This window comes from Pseudomonas alkylphenolica (assembly GCF_000746525.1).
Lineage (GTDB): Bacteria > Pseudomonadota > Gammaproteobacteria > Pseudomonadales > Pseudomonadaceae > Aquipseudomonas > Aquipseudomonas alkylphenolica.
Map to the genome: position 1 here is coordinate 809,037 of NZ_CP009048.1, position 23,092 is coordinate 832,128.

The 23,092-nt window shown below is 61.2% G+C and carries 19 protein-coding genes; 3 read left to right on the forward strand and 16 right to left on the reverse strand.

Features of this window, described 5'->3' with window-relative positions; all coding sequences use genetic code 11:
- Nucleotides 1-106: 106 nt before the first annotated feature.
- The 12 genes from PSAKL28_RS03805 to dksA form a co-directional block, all read right to left on the reverse strand.
- Nucleotides 107-976, reverse strand: a complete 870-nt coding sequence (locus PSAKL28_RS03805) for an oxygenase MpaB family protein (RefSeq protein ID WP_038606796.1) — start codon at nt 974-976, stop codon at nt 107-109.
- Between the two features lie 39 nt (nt 977-1,015).
- Nucleotides 1,016-2,950 carry an acetate--CoA ligase gene (gene acs / locus PSAKL28_RS03810; RefSeq protein WP_038606799.1) on the reverse strand — a complete coding sequence of 645 codons (1,935 nt, stop codon included), beginning with the start codon at nt 2,948-2,950 and terminating at the stop codon, nt 1,016-1,018.
- 87 nt (nt 2,951-3,037) lie between these two features.
- Complete coding sequence (gene pgi / locus PSAKL28_RS03815; RefSeq protein WP_038606800.1) at nt 3,038-4,702, reverse strand: glucose-6-phosphate isomerase; 1,665 nt, start codon at nt 4,700-4,702, stop codon at nt 3,038-3,040.
- A 123-nt stretch (nt 4,703-4,825) separates the two neighbouring features.
- The gene (gene panC / locus PSAKL28_RS03820) at nt 4,826-5,683 is read right to left on the reverse strand and encodes a pantoate--beta-alanine ligase (RefSeq protein WP_038606803.1); all 858 of its coding nucleotides are present in this window, start codon (nt 5,681-5,683) and stop codon (nt 4,826-4,828) included.
- Nucleotides 5,680-6,480 carry a 3-methyl-2-oxobutanoate hydroxymethyltransferase gene (panB, locus tag PSAKL28_RS03825; protein ID WP_038606805.1) on the reverse strand — a complete coding sequence of 267 codons (801 nt, stop codon included), beginning with the start codon at nt 6,478-6,480 and terminating at the stop codon, nt 5,680-5,682. The genes panC and panB overlap by 4 nt, the downstream gene beginning before the upstream one ends.
- Before the next feature lie 251 nt (nt 6,481-6,731).
- On the reverse strand, nt 6,732-7,208 hold the full coding sequence (gene folK, locus PSAKL28_RS03830) for a 2-amino-4-hydroxy-6-hydroxymethyldihydropteridine diphosphokinase (RefSeq protein ID WP_038606807.1): 477 nt from the start codon (nt 7,206-7,208) through the stop codon (nt 6,732-6,734).
- Between the two features lie 2 nt (nt 7,209-7,210).
- Nucleotides 7,211-8,599 (reverse strand): polynucleotide adenylyltransferase PcnB, encoded by a 1,389-nt coding sequence (locus tag PSAKL28_RS03835; protein ID WP_038606810.1) that lies wholly within the window; start codon nt 8,597-8,599, stop codon nt 7,211-7,213.
- A 704-nt stretch (nt 8,600-9,303) separates the two neighbouring features.
- Entirely contained in the window at nt 9,304-10,743 is a 1,440-nt protein-coding gene (locus PSAKL28_RS03840) for a sigma-54-dependent transcriptional regulator (RefSeq protein ID WP_038606813.1), read from the reverse strand.
- 22 nt (nt 10,744-10,765) lie between these two features.
- Nucleotides 10,766-13,720, reverse strand: a complete 2,955-nt coding sequence (locus PSAKL28_RS03845; protein ID WP_167335108.1) for a sensor histidine kinase — start codon at nt 13,718-13,720, stop codon at nt 10,766-10,768.
- Nucleotides 13,704-13,880, reverse strand: a complete 177-nt coding sequence (locus tag PSAKL28_RS27470) for a hypothetical protein (protein ID WP_003250005.1) — start codon at nt 13,878-13,880, stop codon at nt 13,704-13,706. The genes PSAKL28_RS03845 and PSAKL28_RS27470 overlap by 17 nt, the downstream gene beginning before the upstream one ends.
- A 232-nt stretch (nt 13,881-14,112) precedes the next feature.
- The gene (gluQRS, locus tag PSAKL28_RS03855) at nt 14,113-15,000 is read right to left on the reverse strand and encodes a tRNA glutamyl-Q(34) synthetase GluQRS (RefSeq protein WP_038606821.1); all 888 of its coding nucleotides are present in this window, start codon (nt 14,998-15,000) and stop codon (nt 14,113-14,115) included.
- A gap of 78 nt (nt 15,001-15,078) precedes the next feature.
- Entirely contained in the window at nt 15,079-15,522 is a 444-nt protein-coding gene (gene dksA, locus PSAKL28_RS03860; RefSeq protein WP_038606824.1) for an RNA polymerase-binding protein DksA, read from the reverse strand.
- A gap of 210 nt (nt 15,523-15,732) precedes the next feature.
- On the opposite strand from dksA, the gene PSAKL28_RS03865 reads away from it, so the two are divergent.
- The gene (locus PSAKL28_RS03865) at nt 15,733-16,905 is read left to right on the forward strand and encodes a pyridoxal phosphate-dependent aminotransferase (RefSeq protein WP_038606827.1); all 1,173 of its coding nucleotides are present in this window, start codon (nt 15,733-15,735) and stop codon (nt 16,903-16,905) included.
- The gene (gene sfsA / locus PSAKL28_RS03870; RefSeq protein WP_038606830.1) at nt 16,905-17,618 is read left to right on the forward strand and encodes a DNA/RNA nuclease SfsA; all 714 of its coding nucleotides are present in this window, start codon (nt 16,905-16,907) and stop codon (nt 17,616-17,618) included. The genes PSAKL28_RS03865 and sfsA overlap by 1 nt, the downstream gene beginning before the upstream one ends.
- Here sfsA and PSAKL28_RS03875 read toward each other — a convergent pair.
- The 4 genes from PSAKL28_RS03875 to PSAKL28_RS03890 form a co-directional block, all read right to left on the reverse strand.
- Complete coding sequence (locus PSAKL28_RS03875; RefSeq protein WP_038606833.1) at nt 17,608-17,925, reverse strand: Rieske (2Fe-2S) protein; 318 nt, start codon at nt 17,923-17,925, stop codon at nt 17,608-17,610. The two genes, sfsA and PSAKL28_RS03875, sit on opposite strands and share 11 nt — an antisense overlap.
- 229 nt (nt 17,926-18,154) lie before the next feature.
- Nucleotides 18,155-18,427, reverse strand: coding sequence for a TfoX/Sxy family protein (locus PSAKL28_RS03880; protein ID WP_038606836.1), 273 nt, complete (start codon nt 18,425-18,427; stop codon nt 18,155-18,157).
- A 208-nt stretch (nt 18,428-18,635) separates the two neighbouring features.
- Nucleotides 18,636-18,980, reverse strand: a complete 345-nt coding sequence (locus tag PSAKL28_RS03885) for a pentapeptide repeat-containing protein (RefSeq protein ID WP_038606838.1) — start codon at nt 18,978-18,980, stop codon at nt 18,636-18,638.
- A gap of 105 nt (nt 18,981-19,085) precedes the next feature.
- Complete coding sequence (locus tag PSAKL28_RS03890; RefSeq protein WP_038606839.1) at nt 19,086-20,648, reverse strand: bifunctional aminoglycoside phosphotransferase/ATP-binding protein; 1,563 nt, start codon at nt 20,646-20,648, stop codon at nt 19,086-19,088.
- 118 nt (nt 20,649-20,766) lie between these two features.
- On the opposite strand from PSAKL28_RS03890, the gene mrcB reads away from it, so the two are divergent.
- Nucleotides 20,767-23,088 carry a penicillin-binding protein 1B gene (gene mrcB / locus PSAKL28_RS03895; RefSeq protein ID WP_038606841.1) on the forward strand — a complete coding sequence of 774 codons (2,322 nt, stop codon included), beginning with the start codon at nt 20,767-20,769 and terminating at the stop codon, nt 23,086-23,088.
- The last annotated feature ends 4 nt before the right edge of the window (nt 23,089-23,092 follow it).

Consider the following 23,092-nt stretch of genomic DNA (forward strand, 5'->3'; position numbering starts at 1 on the left):
ATTCGATTTGGCGTCAGAACAGCACAGGCCCCTGCGGGGCCTTGATCAACCGTCATGGTGGCATAGATGCTCGGGAAATCGCTAATGGCGAACCGCTCGGTCGCCTTCAGTGAATACCCATGCGCCGCCGCGCTCGATGCGCCGAGCCGTCACGCATGGCCCAGCGCAGCACCGGGGCTGTGCTGTTGATACCCAGGCGAATAAGGCGCCGTTGCAAGGAATGTTGCTGCAGGTCCAGCATGGCGCTGGCCCAATCAGGCAGCAAATCGATACCCGCGCGCAACATCAGGCTACCCACCGGCTTGGCCAGACGGCTGGGCGCGGGGGCATCGAGCAATACCTGCACCACTTCCTGGCTTCGTTCATCGGCGTACAACTGTGGACGCATGGCCTGCAGGTAATCCGTTACCTGTTGACGCGAGCGTGGTACATCCCGGGCCCCCAGGCGTTCGGCGATCAGGGCGATTTCGGCGTAGTAGGCATCCTGTTCGGCGTGGGGCAGGTTCGGATTGCGGTAACGCAGGTGGGCGGCAAGAAAGCTGCTGACCTCGGCCACATGCACCCAGGTCAACAGCTCTGGGTCGCTGGCTGCATAGGGGCGCCCATCGGCAGCGCTACCGACGACCTGTAGATGGATGGTGCGGACTTTCTCGATCAGCCAGTTGGCATCGCCGGTGGCACCGAAGGTGGTGCCGGAGATGAACTGGCTGGTGCGGCGCAGGCGTCCGAGCAGATCCTGGCGAAAATTGGAGTGATCCCAGACCCCAGCCAGGGCCAGCGGATGCAGCAGTTGCAGGAGCAGAGCACTGATACCGCCCACCAGCATGCTCGGGAAGTCGCCGTGTACACGCCAGCTGATGCTGTCCGGGCCGAACAGGCCGGGGTCGCCCTTAGGGTTTTCCAGGTCAAGCTGCCCCAGGGACAAGCCGGTCAGGCTCATCACCTGGGTTTCGATACGGCGGCGAATCGCTTCCATGGTTACCTTGCGTGCGAGGCAGCCATGACCGGCTGCCGGTTATGTATTCAAACGTTTTTCGATCAGGCCCTGGACCACACTGGGGTCGGCCAGGGTCGAAGTGTCACCCAGGTTGTCCAGCTCGTTGCAGGCGATCTTGCGCAGAATGCGACGCATGATCTTGCCGGAGCGGGTCTTGGGCAGTGCTGGCGCCCACTGGATCAGTTCCGGCTTGGCGAAGCTGCCGATTTCCTTGCTGACCAGGGCCAGCAGCGCCTGCTTGAGCGTGTCGTCCGGGTTTACCCCGTTCATTGGCGTGACAAAGGCATAGATGCCTTGCCCCTTGAGATCGTGAGGGTACCCGACTACCGCGGCCTCGGCGATGCTGTCGTGCAATACCAGCGCACTTTCGACTTCGGCGGTGCCGATGCGGTGCCCGGAGACGTTGATCACGTCATCGATGCGCCCGGTTATCCACAGGTCGCCGTCTTCATCGCGGCGGGCGCCGTCGCCAGTGAAGTAGTAACCCGGCAGCGGTTTGAAGTAGGTGTCGATCATCCGTTGCGGATCGCCATACACGCTGCGGATCTGCCCGGGCCAGCTGGCCTTGATCGCCAGCATGCCGCTGCCCGGGCCTTCGATCAGCTTGCCCTGGTCATCGAGCAGCACGGGTTGTACGCCGAACATCGGTTGGGTGGCGCACCCGGGTTTTATCCGCCGGCTGCTTACCAGTGGGCTGATCATGATGCCGCCGGTTTCGGTCTGCCACCAGGTATCGACAATCGGGCAGCGTTGCTCGCCCACCGCATTGAAATACCATTCCCAGGCCTCCGGGTTGATCGGTTCGCCGACGCTGCCGAGCAGGCGCAGGCTCTTGCGCGAAGTGTTCTGCAGCGGCCCATTACCATCACGCATCAAGGCGCGCAGCGCGGTGGGGGCGGTATAGAAAATGTTCACCTTGTGTTTGTCGACCACCTGCCAGAAACGCGAGGTGTCGGGGTAGTTGGGCACGCCTTCGAACATCAAGGTGATCGCGCCATTGGCCAGCGGCCCGTAAACGATATAGCTGTGCCCGGTTACCCAGCCGACATCGGCGGTGCACCAGAACACTTCGCCTTCACGGTAATCGAATACGGTCTTGAAGGTCAGGGTGGCCTGCAGCAGGTAGCCGGCGGTGGTGTGCAGTACGCCTTTGGGTTTGCCGGTGCTGCCGGAGGTGTAGAGGATGAACAGTGGGTCTTCAGCGTCCATTGGTTCGGGCGGGCAGTCATCGCTGACCTGTTTGATCGCTTCGTGGTACCAGAGGTCGCGGCCTTCGCTCCAGGCGACCTGGCCGCCGGTGCGCTTGATCACCACCACCGTGCTGACATCCGGGCAACTGAGCAGCGCCTTGTCGACGTTGTTCTTCAGCGGTACGGTCTTGGCGCCGCGAATGCCTTCATCGGCAGTGATTACGGTGCGGCAATCGGCGTCGAGGATACGGTCACGCAGAGCATCGGGTGAGAAACCGCCGAACACCACCGAATGAATTGCACCGATGCGGCTGCAGGCAAGCATGGCATAGGCGGCCTCGGGGACCATGGGCATGTAGATGCATACCCGATCACCTTTTTTGACTCCGCGCTGTTTAAGCACATTGGCCAGACGGCAGACATGCTGGTGCAGTTCGCGGTAGGTAATGATGCTGGAGTCGGCAGGATTGTCGCCTTCACGGATGATCGCCGGCTGGTTGCCCCGTGTAGCCAGGTGGCGGTCGATGCAGTTGTAGCTGACATTAAGTTGGGCATCCCTGAACCAGGTGGCCTGGCCGGTCTTCATGTCACTGTGCTGGATGCTGCTCCAAGGCTTGATCCAGTTCAGGGCTTGGGCCTGTTCTGCCCAGAACACGTCAGGCTCTTCAATCGACTGGCGGTACAGACGCTGGTACTCGGCCTGGCTCAGGCGCGCCGCTTTGCTGACGGCATCGGCATGGGGATAGGCGCTGATATCGAACATGGCGGGGTCCTGTCCTGATTGTTTTTGTCAGGACAGTGTAGCCGCTACCCCTGGCTGTGTTCGTTCAGCCAGGGGTAACACGGGCGATCAACCGCGGTGGCGGCTGCGGAAGAAGTTGATCAGGCCCTGGGTCGACGCGTCTTCGGCAGCTTCTTCGATACCACCGGTCAGGCGCTGATAGACACCCTTGCCGAGCTCTTTGCCCAGCTCCACGCCCCACTGGTCGAAGGCGTTGATACCCCAGATCACGCTCTGCACGAACACTTTGTGCTCGTACATCGCCACCAGCGCGCCGAGACGGCGTGGACTGATGCGCTCGACCACCAGGGTGTTGCTCGGACGGTTGCCCGGGATCACCTTGTGGGGTGCCAGCTTCTGGATATCGGCTTCGCTCATGCCCTTGTCGCGCAGCTCGGCTTCGGCCTCGCTACGGGTCTTGCCGAGCATCAGCGCCTGGCTCTGCGACAGGCAGTTGGCGTACAGCCATTGATGGTGGTCGGCAACCGGATTGAAGCTGACTACCGGAACGATGAAGTCGGCCGGGATCAGTTGGGTGCCCTGGTGCAGCAACTGGTGGTAGGCATGCTGGCCGTTGCAGCCGACGCCACCCCAGATCACCGGACCGGTGTCATGGTTGACCGGTGTGCCATCCTGGCGAACGCTCTTGCCGTTGGACTCCATGTCCAGTTGCTGCAGGTGCTTGGTGATGTTACGCAGGTAGTGATCGTACGGCAGGATCGCGTGGCTCTGTGCACCCCAGAAGTTACCGTACCAGACACCCAGCAGAGCCAGCAGCACCGGCATGTTCTGCTCGAACGGGGCGTTCTGGAAGTGCTGGTCCATGGTGTAGGCGCCGGACAGCAGCTCTTTGAAGTTGGCGGTGCCAATGGCCAGGGCAATCGGCAGACCAATGGCTGACCACAGCGAGTAACGACCGCCGACCCAGTCCCACATCGGGAAGATGTTTTCTTCGCGGATGCCGAAGGCCACAGCGGCGGCCTTGTTGCTCGACACGGCGATGAAGTGCTTGTACAGCTCGGCTTCCGAGCCGCCCTGGGCCAGGTACCAGGCGCGAGCGGCCTGGGCGTTCTTCAGGGTTTCCAGGGTATTGAAGGATTTCGAGGAAACGATGAACAGGGTGGTTTCAGCGCGCAGTTTGGCCGACAGTTCGTGGAACTCGCTGCCGTCGATATTGGCCAGGTAATGGCAGCGCACGCCGCGCTGGGCGTAGGGCAGCAGCGCCTCGGAGACCAGTTCAGGGCCGAGGAACGAGCCACCGATACCGATGTTGACCACGTCAGTGATCGGCTTCTCGCTGTAGCCGCGCCACAGGCCGTCATGGATGCGGCCGACCAGCTCGGTGACCTGGTTGAGGACTTTGTGCACTTCAGGCATCACGTTGACACCGTTGACACTCAATTTGTCGCCTACTGGCCGGCGCAGTGCGGTGTGCAAGGCCGGGCGGCCTTCGGAGGCGTTGAGAATTTCGCCGGCGAACAGTGCCTTGATTGCCTCTTGCAGGTCGACTTCATTGGCCAGATTGACCAGCAAGTCACGGCTTTGGCCGTTGATCAGGTTCTTCGAATAGTCGAGAAACAGTCCGCAGGTGCTCAGGGAAAACTGTTCGAAGCGCTTTGGCTCGGCATTGAATGCCTCGCGCATGCTGAAGTCCTGCATGGCTTCGCGGTGTTGCTGGAGCGCCTGCCAGGCGGGCAGAGCGGTGACATCATGGGGGGTGCGGTAGTAAGCCATCGCTGCAGGTTTCCTTATTACGTGAACTGCCTTGGACACTGAAACCAGCGCCCCGTTTGCAGGCTGATGCCAATTATAGGCATCAGCCCGGGTTACAGGGAGTGGGCTCGGCGGGCGACCTTGTTACTTGTCGTCGAGATTCAGATGCAGGTTGTCGATCAGGCGGGTGGCACCGAGGTAGGCGGCGGCCAGGATCACCACATCGCGGTCTTCGGCGGTTGCCGGACGCAGGCTAAGGGCCTGGCGGATTTCCAGGTAGTCAGGACGCAAACCGGCGTTTTGCAGCTGTTGCTGACCGTTGGCGATCAAGGCCGGATAGTCGCGTTCACCCTGTTCGATGGCCGCAGCCATCTGGCTCAGCAGTCGATACAGCGCTGGCGCGATGGCACGTTGTTCTTCGTTCAGATAACCGTTGCGAGAGGACAGCGCCAGGCCATCCTCGGCACGCACGGTCGGTTCGCCAATGATCTGGATCGGCATGTTCAGATCGCGCACCAGGGCGCGGATCACCGCCAACTGCTGGAAGTCTTTCTGACCGAACACGGCCAGATCCGGCTGGACCATATTGAACAGCTTGCTGACCACGGTCGCCACACCTTCAAAATGGCCTGGACGGCTGGCGCCACACAGTCCGTCGGACAGCTGTGCAACGTTGACGCGGGTCTGGCCGTCCATACCGTCGGGATACATCTCCTCGACACTGGGGGCGAACAGCAGGTGGCACCCGGCCTGGAGCAGTTTCTCCTGGTCGGCAGCGAGAGTTCGCGGGTACTTGTCGAGGTCTTCGCTGGGGCCGAACTGCAGCGGGTTGACGAAGATACTCGCAACGACGAAATCGACGCGCTGTGCGGCCTTGGTCACCAGTGCGGCGTGGCCGCTGTGCAGGTTGCCCATGGTCGGTACGAAACCGATGCGTTTGCCTTCACTGCGTGCCCGCGCCACAGCGGCGCGCAATTCGCGGACGGTCTTGACTGTATTCATGCACTGAACCCGTGTTCGCTGCCTGGGAAGCTGACGTCCTTGACGGCTGTTACGTAAGCCTTGAGCGCACCCTGGATATCGCTCTGGCCGACCATGAAGTTTTTCACAAACTTCGGTACGCGTCCGGTCAGCGACAAGCCGAGCATATCGTGCAGCACCAGTACCTGGCCATCGGTCGCACTGCCGGCACCGATACCGATCACCGGGATGCTCACCGCCTGGGTGATTTCCGCGGCCAGTTCGCTGGGTACGCATTCGAGCAGCAGCATCGCCGCACCAGCCTGCTCCAGGGCAATGGCGTCGGCACGCATCTGCCGCGCCTGGTTTTCCTGGCGGCCCTGGACCTTGTAGCCGCCGAGGATGTTCACGGTCTGCGGGGTCAGGCCCATATGCGCGCAAACCGGAACGCCACGTTCGGCCAGAAGGCGGATGGTATCCGCGAGCCAGGCGGCGCCCTCGACTTTGACCATGTGCGCGCCCGCTTGCATCAGGGCGCCGCTGTTGGCGAAAGCCTGCTCAATGGTGGCACAGGCCATGAACGGCAAGTCAGCGAGGATCAATGCGCCTTCGTTGCCCCGTTTGACGCAGGCGGTGTGATAAGCCATCTCGGCGTTGGTCACCGGCAAGGTACTGTCATGACCCTGCAGGACCATGCCCAGCGAGTCTCCGACCAGCAGGATTTCCACGCCGGCACGGCTGGCAGCCTGGGCGAAGGTTGCGTCGTAGCAGGTCAGCATGGCTATTTTCTCACCCTTGGCCTTGAGGCTCTGCAGGGTGGTCAGGGTTACATCTGGCATGAAAAGGAATCCTCATTCAGGCGCTGTGAAAAACGACTGCGTACAACGCGTGTATTCATCTTCTGGAACAGCACATCATCGATCGTGGTGTTTTAATTGCGACCTGTTCCAGGCCTATATACGCCTTTTTTCGGCGCACAGGCGCCGTCGGACGCCTATAGTCGTGAGGGAGGGGGCTGAAGTCAATTACCCTGTTACCGCATTGTTACGAATGCACTGTTACAGGCGTAACCGTATGGGGGAACGCCCGGTTACAGGCGTTCCAGGCCGACGAACGGGCAATCTGCCAGCAGTTTGGCAAGGCTGCGCTGGTCGGCCAGCAGGAAGTCGGCCGGGACCAGTTCGGCCAGCGGGTAAAGGACGAACGGTCGCGCCTGCATGTGGTAATGCGGGACTTTCAGGCGCGGGATGTCGATCAGATGATCGCCGTACAGCAGGATATCCAGGTCCAGGGTGCGCGGGCCCCAGCGCTCCTTGCGCTCACGGCCCTGGGCGGTTTCGATCGCTTGCAGGCTGTCGAGCAGGTCCAGAGGCGCCAACGCAGTGTCCAGGGCGGCTACGGCATTGGTGTAGCGAGGCTGGCCGGGTGACAGCGATTCGCTGCTGTAGAAAGCAGAGGTTGCTGCCAGCGATGTGTCGGGCAACTCACGCAGCGCATCAATAGCACTGCGCAGTTGTTCCTGCGGTTCATCCAGATTACTGCCCAGGCCGATGTACACGCGTTCCATGCTTATTCGCCTGCGCCGCCATCGGCACGCTTGCGTTTGCTCGGGCTGCGCTTGCGTTTGCGCGGGCCGGCAGAGGCGCCTTCATCGCGGCTGCCCAGGTCACGGATCATGTCGCGCCGCTCGCTGTCGTTGCTGTCCTGATAGTCGGTCCACCATTGGCCCAGGCCATCGGTTTCCTCACCTGCGCTTTCACGCAGTAGCAGGAAGTCGTAACCGGCACGGAAGCGCGGGTTGTCGAGCAGCAGGTCGGCACGCTTGCCGCTGCGGCGTGGCAGGCGCTCCTGCATGTCCCAGATCTCGCGGATCGGCAGGGTGAAGCGTTTCGGGATCGCGATGCGCTGGCACTGTTCGCTGATCAGCTCGTGGGCGGCTTCGTTCATCGCCGGAATTGGCGGCATGCCACGGCTTTGCAGGCGCAGAGCACGACCCGGCAGGGCCGGCCAGAGCAGCGCGGCAAACAGGAACGCAGGGGTTACCGGTTTGCCCTGCTTGATGCGCAGGTCGGTGTTGATCAACGCCTGGCTGATCAGGGTATGGGTGTAGGTCGGGTGTTCTTCCAGGGCTTCGGCACTGGCCGGGAACAGCGGATCGAACAACTGCAGGTCGACGAGCATTTCGAAGGTGTCGGCGGCATGCCCGGAGAGGAACAGCTTGAGTGTTTCCTCGAACAGGCGGGCAGACGGGATCTCGCGCAGCATCGATGCCAGCTGGCGAATCGGCTGCACCGTGTGCTTCTCGATGCCGAAGTTCAGCTTGGCGGCGAAACGCACGGCGCGCAGCATCCGTACCGGGTCTTCCTGGTAACGCTGGGTCGGGTCACCGATCAGGCGGATCAAACGATTGCGGATGTCGTGTACGCCATTGGCGTAGTCGAGGATGCGCTCGCTGACCGGATCGTAGTACAGGGCGTTGATGGTGAAGTCGCGGCGCTGCGCGTCTTCTTCCAGGGTGCCGTAGACATTGTCACGCAGAATGCGCCCGCTCTCGTTACGCGACGAGGTGTGGCTGTCTTCTGCTTCGCTTTCCGGGTGGTTGGCGCGGAAGGTGGCGACTTCGATGATTTCACGACCGAAATGGATGTGAACCAGCTTGAAACGGCGGCCGATGATGCGCGCATTGCGAAATTCGGCACGGACTTGTTCGGGGGTGGCGCTGGTGGCGACATCGAAGTCCTTGGGGGTGATACCCAGGAGTTGGTCGCGCACGCAGCCACCGACCAGGTAGGCCTGGTAGCCAGCATTTTGCAGGCGCTCAACGATACTCACCGCATGACGACTGAATTGGCCACGTTGCAGCGAGTGTTGACCGCTATTGATCACTTCAGGCGTGGTGCGCTTGTGGTGCGGGCCACGTACGGGAGGACGGAACGACTGGAACAGCTTCTTCAGCATGGGATGCACTGTTTGAAGGAATGTTCGGCCAAAAACGAAGAATGGCCGCATGATGGGCGGGGATTCTAGCATTTACTGGGCGGATGGTGTAGGCGCTAGCAAAGCGGGGGGTGATGCGGAGGGGAGAAACTACAAGGGGAGCCGAAGCTCCCCAAGAAAGTAGTTGCGTGCTCTTATTGTTTTTTTGCCGGGCTTCTTGTTTTTGTTGAGTGCCCTATCCACAAAACGCAAAGCTTGTGGACGATCTCCCTAACCGGGATTCAAGAGCAAACGGATTGCTTTGGTCGCTGAGGTTGCAATGATCATGCGATCCAACCAGTTCAGGCCCTGCTTGAGTGCAGTTTTTGTTGTTCTCTGCCTGGTTGTGGGGCAAGCCCCAAATACAACTCCTCTCCAAAAGAATCAGTTAGCTGCGCCTCCGCCGTCTTGTTCTTATTGTGCGTGAGCCGATTCGTCTTATTTTTATTGTCTTTTGCAGTGCTTGTTATTGTTCTTGTACCAAACATATAGCAGGTGCCGTGCCAACTTTTGCAAACCCCAGTAAAACAAGGGCTTGGAGCGATTTCACCGTGTCGTTGGGGCGAAAAAAAACCGGGGCTTCGTTACCGTAAGCCCCGGTTTTTGTTACGAGATTGTGGCGAGGTAACAGTTTTTTCACATTTGTCTGTGTTACCCCTTAGCACCTCGCTGACAGCTGAAAGGGATCAGCTATCGCTGGTGGCACCGCTCTTGCGCCGCGGGATGCCCAGGCGCTGGCGACGTTCCCACAGGCACTTGCGACTGACCCCGAGTTTGCGTGCCAGCTCGGTCTCGGTCATGTGGTCCTGATGTTCGAGGACGAAGTGCTGGAAGTAGTCTTCCAGGGACAGGTCTTCGGTTGGCTCGTGGCTGGTATTGTTGGCTGCACTGCCATTGCCGGACAGGCTGGCGAACGGCTCGTCGTCTTCCAGGTCGCTCAGCTCGATATCGATGCCCAGCAGGTCGGCAGAGATTTCCGGGCTCTCGCAGAGAATCACCGCACGCTCAACGGCGTTTTCCAGCTCACGGACGTTACCCGGCCAGGAGTAATGACGGATGGCCTGTTCGGCATCGTGGCCGAAGCGCAGGTCGTTACGGCCGACACGCGCGCTTTGGCGGGCGAGGAAGGCATTGGCGATTTCGTTGACGTCGGCGCCGCGCTCGCGCAGGGCAGGCAGCTTGAGGGCGATAACGTGCAGACGGTAATAAAGGTCTTCGCGGAACTGGCCGATCTTGGCCAGGTTTTTCAGGTCGCGGTGGGTCGCAGCGATCAGGCGCACATCGACCTTTTGTGACTGCACCGACCCGACTCGGCGGATTTCGCCTTCCTGAAGCACCCGCAGTAGGCGAGCCTGGGCTTCCAGCGGCAATTCACCGATTTCGTCGAGGAACAGGGTGCCGCCGTCGGCAGCTTCGACCAGGCCGGCGCGACCGGCGCTGGCACCGGTGAAGGCGCCTTTCTCATGGCCGAACAGTTCCGACTCGATCAGGGTTTCCGGAATGGCCGCACAGTTCACCGAGATCATCGGTGCCTTGGCGCGGCGCGAGAGGTTGTGCAGGGCGCGGGCAACCAGCTCTTTACCGGTCCCCGACTCGCCCTGGATCAGCACATTCGAGTCAGTCGGGGCGACCTTGCGGATCTTGCCGTACAGGTCTTGCATCGGCGGGCAGGAGCCAATGATGCCGATCTCGCCATTGGCGGCATTGCTGCTGCCTTTGTCGGCGATGCCGGTCTTGCCGTTACCGCGTGCTTCGGCAGGCGCGGCTGGCGCGTTCTGGCGGTCACGCAGGATGCGCGCCACGGCCTGGAGCATTTCGTCATGATCGAAAGGCTTGGCGATGTAGTCCACCGCGCCCATTTTCATCGAATCGACGGCCGAGCGCAGGCTCGCGTAGCTGGTCATGATCAGCACCGGTGTGCCCTGGCCGAGCTTGATCAGTTCGGTACCCGGGGCGCCGGGCAGGCGCAGGTCACTGACAATCAGGTCGAAGGTGGCAATGCTGAAGCGCTCCTGTGCTTCCTGCACCGATCCGGCTTCGCTGACCTGATACTGGTTCCGTTCCAGTAGTCGACGCAGTGCCGAGCGGATGATGGTTTCGTCTTCGACGATCAGAATATGCGGCATTGATTCAATTCTCTCGACGGTCTCAGTTCACAGCGGACGTCGCTACGACATGGCGCGGCAGGGTGACTCGGATCCGAGTGCCACGCTGGCTCTGGGTATCGGCCGGGCTGTCGATGGTGATTTGTCCATAATGCTCTTCCACGATGGAATAGACCAGAGCAAGCCCCAGTCCGGTACCTTCGCCCGGGTCCTTGGTAGTGAAGAAGGGTTCGAACAGACGATCCATGATGTTTTTCGGAATACCGCTGCCTTCGTCCTCGACGATCAGGTCAACGGTATGCTCGCTCGCTTCACTCTTGACCCGCACGGCACTGCCGGGCGGTGAGGCATCGCGGGCGTTGGACAGCAAGTTGATCAGGACCTGGGCCAGGCGTTGCGGGTCGCCATCGACCCAGTGCTCGGGGTCGCACAGGTTGAAGAACTGTACTTCGAAATTGCGCCGGTTCAAGGCCAGCAGACCGATGGCGTCCTGCGCCACTTCGGCCAGGCATACGGGCTCGTCGCTGTGCTGATGGCTGCCGGCGTGGGCAAAGCTCATCAGTGACTGAACGATGCGGGAAATGCGTTTGGTCTGCTCAAGGATCTGGCTACTCAACTCGGTGATCTCGCCATCTTCTTCACGCTCTTCGCGCAGGTTCTGCGCCAGGCAAGCGATGCCAGTGACCGGGTTGCCGATCTCGTGGGCCACCCCGGCCGCCAGGCGACCGATACTGGCCAGGCGTTCGGAGTGCACCAGTTTGTCTTCCAGAGCCTGGGTCTCGGTGAGGTCTTCGACCAGCACCACCAGGCCACTGTTGCCCGGCGCCAGGGGCTCGTCAATGGCGGCCTTGTGCAGGTTCAGCCAGCGGGTCTGGCCGTCCAGGCCCAGGCGCTGCTTGTGCAGGTGTTCATCGGGGATGTTGGTGAAGCCCAGCAGCAGGCCACGCCAAGGTTCGCTGATGGTGGTCAGGCGTGAACCGACCACACGCTTGGCGGGAATGCCGGTGAGCTCTTCCATGGCCTTGTTCCACATCAGGATCTCCTGATCCTTGGCCAGCGAGCAGACACCCATGGGCAGCTCCTGCAGGGTCTGGCGATGGTAGCGGCGCAGGGCATCGAGCTCGGCGGCAAGGCCGGTGAGGCGCGAGTGGTAGTCTTCCAGGCGACTTTCGATGAAGTGGATGTCTTCGGTAACGTAGTTTTCGTTACCCGACTTGTAAGGAAGGAAGGTCTCGACCATGTCCTGAGCCACACTCGGCCCCATCAGCCCCGACAGGTTGGCTTCGATACGGTCGCGCAGGCGGCGCAAGGCGTAGGGGCGGCGTTCGTCGAAAGGCAGGTAGAGATCACGCAGGGCCTGTTCGACTTCCTTCTGTGCGGCCTTTGCCCCTAGTGGCTTGGCCAGTTGCGTGGCGAACTCCTGCGGCGAGGCGGCATGCAGTTCGCGGCGTTGCGGACGGCGCACGTTATCCACTGCGCAGGCTTCGGCGGCGCTGACTTCTTCACTGCTGGCGTTGGTGAACAGCGAAATCAGGGTGAACAGCAACACGTTAGCCGCCAGCGAGGCAATGGCCGCCATGTGCCAGCTGGTGTCGTCGAGCACATAGATCATGTTCAGCAACGGGATGTAGAAGCCCTGCAGGTTGCCCACCAGTGGCAGCAACATGGTCACCATCCACACCAGGATCCCGGCCAGCAAACCGGCGATGAAGCCGCGACGGTTGGCGGTCGGCCAGTACAGTACCGAGAGTACGCCCGGCAGGAACTGCAGGGTGGCGACAAAGGCGACGATGCCGAGGTTGGCCAGGTCCTGCTGGCTCTGCAGGGTCAGGTAGAAGCCGAAGCCGGCGGCGATGATCGCAACGATCAGCGCGCGGCGGGTCCATTTCAGCCAGCGATAGATATTACCCTCGGCCGGAGGCTGGTACAGCGGCAGTACCAGGTGGTTCAGGGCCATGCCCGAGAGGGCGAGGGTGGTAACGATGATCAAGCCGCTGGAGGCTGACAGCCCACCCACATAAGCGAGTAGTGCCAGCGCCTGGTTGTTGGCGGCGATCCCCAGGCCCAGGGTGAAGTATTCCGGGCTGGTGCTGGCGCCCATCTTCAAGCCCGCCCAGAGGATCAAAGGCACAGCCAGGCTCATCAGCAGCAGGAACAGTGGCAAGCCCCAACTGGCGCTGACCAGCGAGCGCGGGTTGAGGTTCTCGGTGAAGGCCATGTGGTACATGTGCGGCATGACGATGGCCGAGGCGAAGAACACCAGCAGCAGGGTCCGCCATGGGCCTTCCTGCAATGGCGTGTGCAGGGCGGCCAGGGCAGTCTGGTTCTGCAGCAGCCAGACTTCCAGCTGATGTGGCCCGCCGAATACCCCGTACAGCGCGTACAGGCCAATGCCGCCCAGGGCCAGCAGCTTGATCACCGACTCAAAGGCAATGGCGAACACCAGGCCTTCGTGTTTTTCCCGGGTAGCGATATGCCGGGAGCCGAAAAAGATGGTGAACAAGGTAATCAAGGCACAGAAGGCCATGGCCACCCGCGCTTTGACCGGTTCGCCGGTGAGGATGCTGATCGAGTCGGCCACCGCCTGGATCTGCAGGGCCAGCAACGGCAGGACGCCGATCAGCATGAATACCGTGGTCAGTGCCCCGGCCCAGGTGCTGCGAAAGCGGAAAGCGATGAGGTCGGCCAGTGACGACAGCTGATAGGTACGAGTGATCTTCAGGATCGGGTAAAGCAGTACCGGCGCCAGCAGGAAGGCCCCGGAAACCCCCAGGTAACAGGCCAGAAAGCCGTACCCGTACTGGTAGGCCAGGCCGACTGAGCCGTAAAACGCCCAGGCACTGGCATAGACACCCAGCGACAGGGTGTAGGTCAGGGGGTGGCGAATGATTGCGCGCGGGATCATGCCGCGTTCGCTGATCCAGGCCACGCCGAACAGCACCAGCAGGTAGGCGGCGCTGATCAGGATCATCTGGGTCAGGCTAAAGCTCATCGGCATCACGTTGGCTCTGCAGGATAAAGGTCACGACGATCAGGATCAGCCAGAGCAGGTAAGGGCGATACCAGGCTCCGGTTGGCTCGATCCACCAGTCCATGATGGCCGGGGAGAACAGATAGATCCCCACGACCAGAAGCAGGACCAAACGATAGATATACATGCTGGCCTCAAAGGTTAGGGCGCTGCGGCTTGGACTTATTATTGGCGCAAATGGCTGCGGCGATGGTAACGGATGGGCTGACGGCTGCAAACGACCTTGAGCAATTTAGCCAAAGATTTGAATTTATTGGGCTTTGTTGGTGTAACAGGCTTGGCTAGGTGGGAGCGGGCTTGCCCCGCGATTGCGGTTTGTCAGTCGCATCATGTCGCGGGGCAAGCCCGCTCCCACCCGATCAGTGAAGGTCCGCTTCAGGCACGCTCAGGCGACGAGGGATGGCGTCAGGGGTCCAGTGTAAAGCAGCGTGCGCCAGCACTTCGGCCGGGGAGCCTTGCGTCATGCTGGCATCGGTGGTTTGTCCCAGGGCGCGCAGGGCTCGCAGCAGCAGTGGCGTGGCTTGCTCGGCGGGTAACGGCGCGGAACGGTAACTCTTGCCCAGCTTATGGCCATCAGGCTGGGTAATCAGCGGCACATGTAGATAACGCGGTTGCGACAGCCCCAGCAGTTCCTGCAGGTAAAGCTGGCGCGGGGTGTTATCCAGCAGATCGGCGCCGCGTACGATGTCGGTCACACCTTGCCAGGCATCGTCCAGCACCACCGCCAGCTGATACGCATAGAGCCCGTCGCGACGACGGATGACGAAATCACCTACCTCACGGCCCAGGTGTTGTTCGAAAGGGCCCTGGACACGGTCTTCGAAACGATAGGTCAGCTCCGGCACGCGCAGGCGGATGGCGGCGTCCTGCTGGGCATGGCCGGCATTGCGGCACAGACCGGGGTAAATGCCGTTGTAACCTTCCAGTTGCTTGCGCGAACAGGTACAGGCATAAGCCAGACCTTGGCGGAACAGACGCTCGACGACTTCGGCGTAGGCTTCATGGCGCTGGCTCTGGTAGACCACCTCGCCATCCCACTCCAGGCCGTAGCTTTCCAGGGTGTGCAGGATTGCCGCTTGAGCGCCGGGGGCTTCGCGGGGAGGGTCGATATCTTCCATGCGCAGCAGCCACTGGCCGCCAACCGCGCGGGCATCAAGCCAGGAGGCGAGCGCAGCGACCAACGAACCGAAGTGCAGGAATCCGCTTGGGGTGGGAGCGAAACGCCCGATGTAGCGAGGGTTGTTCATACTCATCAATGCAGGTACTGGGCAATCGTCGCAGCCATAAATGAAGCGGGGCGCCTTGAGCGCCCCGTTCTGGTCAGATCAGGCTTTGCCGACCTGTTTTTCCTTGATTTCCGCCAGCGTCTTGCAGTCGTAGCACAGGTCTGCAGTCGGACGGGCCTCCAGGCGACGAATACCGATTTCCACGCCGCAGCTTTCGCACCAGCCGTACTCCTCGTCTTCGATCAGTTGCAAGGTTTTGTCGATTTTCTTGATCAGCTTGCGTTCGCGGTCGCGATTACGCAGCTCCAGGGCGAACTCTTCTTCCTGGCTGGCGCGATCGGCCGGGTCAGGGAAGTTGGCTGCCTCGTCTTTCATGTGGTCCACAGTCGCGTCCACGCCTTGCATCAGCTCCAGTTTCCATTTCTGCAGGAGCTTGGTGAAGTGCGCGCGCATGGGGACACCCATGTACTCCTCACCCTTGGTTTCTTTATAGGGTTCGAAGCCGCGAACGAGTTGACTTTGTTGCTTTTCTTGGGTGGACATGAATAGACCGCCTCTCACTCTTCTAATCCATTGCGCAGGCTGCTCCATCTCCGGCGCCCGCCGGCCCTGCGACTGCGAGCCGCCGAACTTACCAGATCGAATCGGGGCGCGCTACTCCCGGTGTCTTCGTGGTTGACAGCAGGTTTAGCCACACGTTCGCTTCAGCACCCGGGTAGAATCATCATTCTAGACCTATTTGAGAGAAGGTTGATGGCCCAGTCCTACAGTGCGCGCAGCCGCGCCATAGAACCGTTCCACGTCATGGCCCTGCTGGCCCGCGCCAACGAGCTGCAAGCCAGCGGCCGTGATGTGATTCACCTGGAAATCGGCGAGCCGGACTTCACCACCGCCGCGCCGATCGTCGAGGCTGGCCAGGCTGCCCTGGCCGCCGGGCATACCCGCTACACCGCGGCGCGAGGTGTGCCGGCGCTGCGTGAGGCGATTGCCGGTTTTTACCAGCAGCGCTATGGCCTGAGCATCGACCCCGAACGAATCCTCATCACGCCGGGCGGCTCCGGTGCCTTGCTGCTGGCCAGCAGTTTGCTGGTGGATCCGGGCAAGCACTGGCTGCTGGCGGATCCGGGCTACCCGTGCAACCGGCACTTTTTGCGTTTGGTCGAAGGTGGCGCGCAGCTGGTACCGGTAGGCCCCGAGGTCAACTATCAACTGACCGCTGACCTGGTTGAGCGCTATTGGGATCAGGACACCGTCGGCGCACTGGTGGCGTCGCCGGCCAACCCGACCGGCACCGTGCTTGAGCGTAGCGAGTTGGCCAGCCTGTCGGCGGCAACCCGCGCTCACAATGGGCATCTGGTGGTCGATGAGATCTACCACGGGCTGACCTACGGCATGGATGCAGCCAGCGTTCTGGAAGTCGATGACCATGCCTTCGTCCTGAACAGCTTTTCCAAATATTTCGGGATGACCGGTTGGCGTCTCGGCTGGCTGGTGGCGCCACCGGCAGCGGTCAGAGACCTGGAAAAACTGGCACAGAATCTCTACATCAGCGCCCCGAGCATGGCTCAACAGGCTGCTCTGGCCTGTTTCCAGCCACAGACGCTGGCGATTCTGGAAGAGCGTCGTGCCGAATTCGGCCGTCGTCGTGACTTCCTGTTGCCAGCTCTGCGTGAGCTGGGCTTCAAGATTGCCGTCGAGCCGCAGGGGGCTTTTTATCTATACGCCGATATCAGCGCTTTTGGCGGTGATGCCTTTGCGTTCTGCCAGCATTTCCTCGAAACCGAGCATGTTGCCTTCACGCCGGGCCTGGACTTCGGTCGCTATCAGGCCGGGCATCACGTGCGGTTTGCCTACACCCAGAGCCTTCCACGCCTGCAGGAAGCGGTGGAGCGGATTGCCCGGGGTCTGCGGAGCTGGCAAGGCTGATGCGTTTTTCTCCAGCACTGGAAACTGCGCGACTGCTGCGTCGCTACAAGCGCTTTCTGGCCGATATCGAACTGGCCAGTGGCGAACAGATCACCATTCATTGTCCCAATACAGGCTCGATGCTCAATTGCATGGTCGAAGGGGGGCAGGTCTGGTTCAGTCGTTCCAATGATCCCAAACGCAAGTTGCCTGGCACCTGGGAAATCAGTGAGACGCCACAAGGGCGTCTGGCCTGTGTGAATACCGGGCGGGCCAATGCGCTGGTCGAGGAAGCCCTGCACGCCGGAATCATCAGCGAACTGGCAGGTTTTACCGGGCTCAGGCGCGAAGTGGCCTACGGCGAGGAGCGTAGCCGGGTGGACTTTCGCCTGGAGTTTGCCGATGGGCCGGCTTATGTCGAGGTCAAGAGCGTGACCCTGGGTTTTGAAGGTTCAGCCATTGCGGCTTTCCCCGATGCGGTCACCCAGCGGGGCGCCAAGCACCTGCGCGAACTGGCGGCGCTGGCTCGCCAGGGTGTGCGGGCGGTGCAACTGTACTGCGTGAATCTCAGCGCTATCGAAGCCGTGCGGCCAGCCGAGGAAATCGATGCGGCCTACGCGCAAGCGTTGCGCGCCGCAGTGGCCGATGGCGTCGAGGTTCTGGCCTATGGTACGCGCGTCGATGGCGAGCAGATCTACATCGACCGGGCTTTGCCGGTACTGCTTACGCCATGAGCCAGATGCCCTGGCTGTCTTCAAGGCAGTCCAGGGCGGTCAGTTGCTCTCCGGCGCAGGGGCCGGCCACGCATTCCCCGGACTCGATCAGAAACAGGGCGCCATGCCGGCCACAGGCGATCAGGCTGGCGCTGCTGTCGAGAAACTGATCGGGCTCCCAGTTCAGCGGGATGCCGCGGTGCGGGCAGCGGTTGCGGTACAGGTAGACCCGGCCTGCGCGGCGCACGGCAAACACGGCGGTATCGTCAACGCTGAAGCCACGACTGCGGCCTTCGTCTAATTGGTCGGATAAGCAGAGAAAATGCATAGCAGGGAGTTACCTGGAGTCACTGTTGGTTTGACGCTATCAAACGATACCAACTCCGGGCAAAAAAAAGACCCGGCAAAGAGCCGGGTCAATAACCGTGATTAGCCTGATGAGGAGATAATCTGAGAGTCCGAACCAGGGGCTTTCAGGTTATCCAACCAGTCTCGCGACCAGTTGCGATAATCATAACGATTCTCATTACGCTGTCAACCGCCGCTACTCAATATTCTCAATTATTTTTCTGAACGGGTTTGGCATCGAGTTGCTGGTTCAGGGCTTCCTTGCGGTCGGCCGGAATGTCATTCCAGTGCACGTCGAGCAAGGCGCCTTCAATCGCGTAGAGCAATACCTTCGAGGCCCGGAAACCACGGGTGCGCACCGCCTTGTAGGCGTTTACCGCACCCAGCCGGCGCAGATCCGAAGCACTGTGGATGCCGACCGCATGCAGCCACTGCGCGGAAGTCTTGCCAAGGTTTTTCAGATGCTGGAGTTCATCGTTCATCAAGCCTCCTTGCGACGGCTGAACGGGTCTTGTGGAGGAATCGCTGGCAGGTCAATGAGCAGTGTAGCGGCACTTGGGAAATACGCGGCGTTTTGCCATCGAAGCTGGAAAACGGTCTCTGTGGGAGCGGGCTTGCCCCGCGATTGCGGTGTATCAGTCAAATCGCATCGCGGGGCAAGCCCGCTCCCACTGACGATGCCCGAAACTATCAGCGGGTGCGATAGCGCAGTCGAGTACCGAAATTGACCGACATGAGAATTTCGTCGGCGCTCAGTTCACTGGGGAAGTAGGTACCGGAGATCTGTGCATGGGCCAGGCTTGCGCCTTCGAGCCCATTGTGGCGCAGGTCGAGGCCGCGCAAATCGGCGGCGCGGAAGTAGGCATCGGTAAAATCGATTCCGCTGGTGTCCAGCTCCCGCAGGTCGAGGCCGCGGAAATCGCCACCGCGAAAGTCGATACTGACGTCCCTGGGTTTTTCGCGGTTGAAGCTGGCGATCTGTTCGTCATGCACCAGCGCATACAGTGCGCTGTCCAGTTGCCGTGGCTGATTCATGAAGGCGCCTCCTTGTTTGCACTTAGGGTGATACTATAGTGCCATCATGGCGGAGGCGCCGGAGATCAGGCGTGAAGTGTCGACTGCTTCACGTCCTGAGGCATATCAGAGCCCGGGAAGGCGCTGACGGATCTGCTTGACCAGCAGATCGAGGCTGCCGCTCTCGTTGGTTTCGACGCGCTTGCTTTGCAGCAGTTCTTCGCTAGTCAGTGGCTCACGACTGGCCAGTTGGGCTTCGACCACTTCCAGCGTTGCATCGGAAGGATCATTTTTGTCGGCCTGACGCTGTGCCAGCCAGCTGGCGATAACCGCTTGTGGGGCATTGCAGTCGAGGATCAGGAAAGGCACCCCGGTCTCGCTGGCAACGCCGGCCGCCGCCTGGCGCTGAGCCTGCTTGAGGTAGGTGGCGTCAATGACCACCGGGAAACCGGCACGCAGGATGGTTTCGGCCAGATTGTGCAGGCGGGCATAGGTGGCCTGGCTGGCATCGTTGTTATAGATACCTTGCTGCAGCTGACCGGCATCGCCTGCCTGCTGCTCGCCGAACATACGCTTGCGCTCTACATCCGAGCGCAAACGGATCGCCCCCAGGGCATCGACCAGGCGCATCGCCACATGGCTCTTGCCCACTGCGGAAACACCGTGGGTGATGGCCAGGAAGCGCGAAGGAATGGCGCTGTAGCTTTCGGCCAGGTTGGCATAGTTGCGGTAGGTGCGCAGGGTGGTGGCACGCTGCACGGCATCGGCATTGGCCGGCATGCTGAACAGGGCGACCTTGGCCCGGACCAGGGCGCGGTAAGCTTTGTAGAAGTTCAGCAGTTCAAGGCCTGCATAGTCGCCGGTCAGTTCCAGGTACTGGCTGATGAAGCGCCGAGACAGCGACTTCAGGCCACGGTCTTCAAGGTCCATGGCCAGGAACGCAGTGTCGGCGTAGACGTCGGTCAGGCGGAAGGGCTCGTTGAATTCGATGCAGTCGAAGATGACGACCTTGCCGTCGATCAGGGTGGCGTTGCCCAGGTGGATGTCACCATGGCACTCACGAATGAAGCCTTCGGCCTTGCGTGCCTCGAGCAGGCCGTGAAGGCGCTTGAAGCTGTCCTGGGCCCAGGCCTGCAGGGCATCGAGTTGCTGCAGGTCGGCCTTGTCGCTGAGGAACGGGCGAATCTGCTCGAAGTTCTGTTCCACCGGCACCATGACGCTGTCCGGGGTACCCAGCGGATGCTCCACCGAGACCTTGGGTGCCTGCAGGTGGAACTCGGCGATTTGCCGGGCCATCTGGTCGATGTGCTCGGCGGTCAGCTCACCGTTGGCTTGCAGGGTGCTGAGCATCTGGTTCTGCGGGAACTGGCGCATTTTCAGCGCGTATTCGATCGCTTCGCCTTCGCCACCCAGTTGCGGCGCTTCGGCGCTACCGGTGATCGGCAGTACGTCCAGGTACAGGCCTTCGGTCAGGCGCTGGTTCAGGCGCAGCTCTTCGTTGCAGAAGTGCTTGCGTGCGGACAGTTCGGTGAAATCGAGGAAGCCGAAATTCATCGGCTTCTTGATCTTGTAGGCATAGTCGCCAGTCAGCAGTACCCAGGAGATATGGGTCTCGATGAGCTGAAACTCCTTCACCGGGTGAGGGAACAGGGCGGGGTTCTGCAGCGCGGTGATCAAGGCTTGGCTCACGGGCGATCCTTCTGGGTCTTGGTGATTTCGAGTGGGCCATTATGGCGGTAAGCGAGGCTGCTGCAAACCGCCGGAGGGCGCCTGTCGAGGATCAATAAAGTGCGTATAATCCGCCGCCATGACTCGTACCCGATCCCCCCGTACCGCTAAAAAACGCCCGTCTGGCCGCTCGCGCGCCTGGCTGGGCTGGGCCATCAAGCTCAGCCTGGTTGGCCTTGTGGTGCTGGCCGGCTTTGCCATTTACCTCGATGCTGTGGTCCAGGAGAAGTTCTCCGGCAAGCGCTGGACCATCCCGGCCAAGGTGTATGCCCGACCGCTGGAGCTGTTCGTCGGGCAGAAACTGAGCAAAAACGACTTCCTCATCGAACTCGATGCCCTGGGCTATCGCCGTGAAAGCGTTGCCAACGGCCCGGGCGCCGCTGCGGTCAGCGGCAATACCGTCGACCTCAATACCCGTGGCTTCCAGTTCTATGAAGGCATGGAGCAGGCGCAAGCGGTGCGTGTGCGTTTCTCCGGCGACTATGTGGCGGGTTTGAGTGGCATCAATGGTTCCAAGCTCGATGTGGTTCGCTTGGAGCCGCTGATGATCGGCGGGCTGTACCCGAAGAACCTGGAAGACCGCATCCTGATCAAACTCGATCAGGTGCCGCCGTACCTGCTGGAAACCCTGGTGGCCGTGGAAGACCGCGACTTCTACAGTCACTTTGGCGTATCGCCGAAGTCGATTGCCCGTGCGGTCTGGGTCAACACTTCGTCGGGTGCCATGCGTCAGGGCGGCAGTACCCTGACCCAGCAGCTGGTCAAAAACTTCTACCTGACCAACGAGCGTAGCCTCAGTCGTAAGCTGACCGAGGCCATGATGGCCTTGCTGCTGGAACTGCACTACGACAAGCGCGAGATCCTTGAGGCTTACCTCAACGAGGTATTCGTCGGTCAGGATGGTCAACGTGCGGTGCACGGTTTTGGCCTGGCCAGCCAGTTCTTCTTCAGCCAGCCGCTGTCGGAACTGAAGCTGCATCAGGTGGCGCTGCTGGTGGGCATGGTCAAGGGACCGTCTTACTACAATCCGCGGCGTTACCCGGACCGCGCCACCGTGCGCCGTAACCTGGTACTGGACCTGTTGGCCGAGCAGGGCGTGGCCACGCCAGAAGCGGTTGCCGCGGCGAAGAAAATGCCGCTGGGCGTGACCAAGCGCGGCAGCCTGGCCGACAGCTCGTTCCCCGGTTTCCTTGATCTGGTCAAACGTCAGTTGCGTCAGGACTACCGTGACGAAGACTTGACCGAAGAAGGCCTGCGTATCTTCACCAGCTTTGACCCGATCCTGCAGATGAAATCCGAATCGGCCATGTCCGAGACCTTCAAGCGCCTGGCCGGACGCAAAGGTGCTGACGAGGTCGAGGCGGCGATGGTGGTGACCAACCCTGAAACCGGTGAGGTACAGGCGTTGATCGGCAGCCGTCAGGCAGGATTTGCCGGTTTCAACCGAGCGATTGACGCCGTGCGGCCGATCGGCTCGCTGGTCAAGCCGGCGGTCTACCTGACGGCGCTGGAAAAGCCGAGCCAATACACCCTGACCAGTTGGGTGCAGGACGAACCGTTCTCGGTCAAAGGTGGCGATGGCCAGGTTTGGCGGCCGCAGAACTATGACCGCCGCTCCCATGGCACCGTTTATCTGTACCAGGGCCTGGCCAACTCCTACAACCTGTCGACGGCCAAGCTCGGCCTGGAACTGGGCGTGCCGAATGTGCTCAAAACCATTGGGCGCCTGGGTGTGAATGTCGATTGGCCGGCCTTCCCGTCGATGCTGCTGGGTGCCGGCGGGATGTCGCCGATGCAGGTTGCGACTATGTACCAGACCCTGGCCAACGGTGGTTTCAATACGCCAATGCGCGGCATCCGCAGTGTACTGACCGCCGAGGGCGAACCGCTCAAGCGTTATCCGTTCCAGATCCAGCAGAGCTTCGATCCGGGGGCGATCTATCTGGTCCAGAACGCCATGCAGCGGGTGATGCGCGAAGGCACCGGCCGCTCGGTCTACAGTGTATTGCCAAGTTCGTTGAACCTGGCGGGCAAGACCGGTACCAGTAACGATTCGCGTGACAGCTGGTTCGCAGGTTTCAGCCAGGATCTGCTGGCGGTGGTCTGGCTCGGTCGGGACGATAATGGCAAGACGCCGTTCACCGGTGCCACCGGTGCCCTGCAGGTCTGGACCAGTTTCATGCGCAAGGCCGACCCGTTGCCGCTGGACATGCCGCTGCCTGACAACGTGGTCCAGGCCTGGATTGATCCACACTCCGGGCAGGGCTCCGACAGCAGTTGCCCGGGCGCAGTACAGATGCCGTATATTCGCGGCAGTGAGCCGCCTGCCGGCGCCGCCTGTGGCGGCACGCAGGATCCCGCCGAGTCCGTCATGGACTGGGTCAAGGGCTGGATGAATTAAGCAA

What these genes read in the sequence shown, in the direction of transcription:
- PSAKL28_RS03845 (WP_167335108.1), bottom strand. Translation starts at nt 13,720, where the DNA reads ATGCCGATGAGCTTTAGCCTGACCCAGATGATCCTGATCAGCGCCGCC.
- mrcB (WP_038606841.1), top strand. Translation starts at nt 20,767, where the DNA reads ATGACTCGTACCCGATCCCCCCGTACCGCTAAAAAACGCCCGTCTGGC.
- acs (WP_038606799.1), bottom strand. Translation starts at nt 2,950, where the DNA reads ATGTTCGATATCAGCGCCTATCCCCATGCCGATGCCGTCAGCAAAGCG.
- panC (WP_038606803.1), bottom strand. Translation starts at nt 5,683, where the DNA reads ATGAATACAGTCAAGACCGTCCGCGAATTGCGCGCCGCTGTGGCGCGG.
- PSAKL28_RS03875 (WP_038606833.1), bottom strand. Translation starts at nt 17,925, where the DNA reads ATGCATTTTCTCTGCTTATCCGACCAATTAGACGAAGGCCGCAGTCGT.
- dksA (WP_038606824.1), bottom strand. Translation starts at nt 15,522, where the DNA reads ATGTCCACCCAAGAAAAGCAACAAAGTCAACTCGTTCGCGGCTTCGAA.
- sfsA (WP_038606830.1), top strand. Translation starts at nt 16,905, where the DNA reads ATGCGTTTTTCTCCAGCACTGGAAACTGCGCGACTGCTGCGTCGCTAC.
- PSAKL28_RS03835 (WP_038606810.1), bottom strand. Translation starts at nt 8,599, where the DNA reads ATGCTGAAGAAGCTGTTCCAGTCGTTCCGTCCTCCCGTACGTGGCCCG.
- PSAKL28_RS03840 (WP_038606813.1), bottom strand. Translation starts at nt 10,743, where the DNA reads ATGCCGCATATTCTGATCGTCGAAGACGAAACCATCATCCGCTCGGCA.
- gluQRS (WP_038606821.1), bottom strand. Translation starts at nt 15,000, where the DNA reads ATGAACAACCCTCGCTACATCGGGCGTTTCGCTCCCACCCCAAGCGGA.
- PSAKL28_RS03880 (WP_038606836.1), bottom strand. Translation starts at nt 18,427, where the DNA reads ATGAACGATGAACTCCAGCATCTGAAAAACCTTGGCAAGACTTCCGCG.
- panB (WP_038606805.1), bottom strand. Translation starts at nt 6,480, where the DNA reads ATGCCAGATGTAACCCTGACCACCCTGCAGAGCCTCAAGGCCAAGGGT.
- PSAKL28_RS03865 (WP_038606827.1), top strand. Translation starts at nt 15,733, where the DNA reads ATGGCCCAGTCCTACAGTGCGCGCAGCCGCGCCATAGAACCGTTCCAC.
- folK (WP_038606807.1), bottom strand. Translation starts at nt 7,208, where the DNA reads ATGGAACGCGTGTACATCGGCCTGGGCAGTAATCTGGATGAACCGCAG.
- PSAKL28_RS03805 (WP_038606796.1), bottom strand. Translation starts at nt 976, where the DNA reads ATGGAAGCGATTCGCCGCCGTATCGAAACCCAGGTGATGAGCCTGACC.
- pgi (WP_038606800.1), bottom strand. Translation starts at nt 4,702, where the DNA reads ATGGCTTACTACCGCACCCCCCATGATGTCACCGCTCTGCCCGCCTGG.
- PSAKL28_RS27470 (WP_003250005.1), bottom strand. Translation starts at nt 13,880, where the DNA reads ATGTATATCTATCGTTTGGTCCTGCTTCTGGTCGTGGGGATCTATCTG.
- PSAKL28_RS03885 (WP_038606838.1), bottom strand. Translation starts at nt 18,980, where the DNA reads ATGAATCAGCCACGGCAACTGGACAGCGCACTGTATGCGCTGGTGCAT.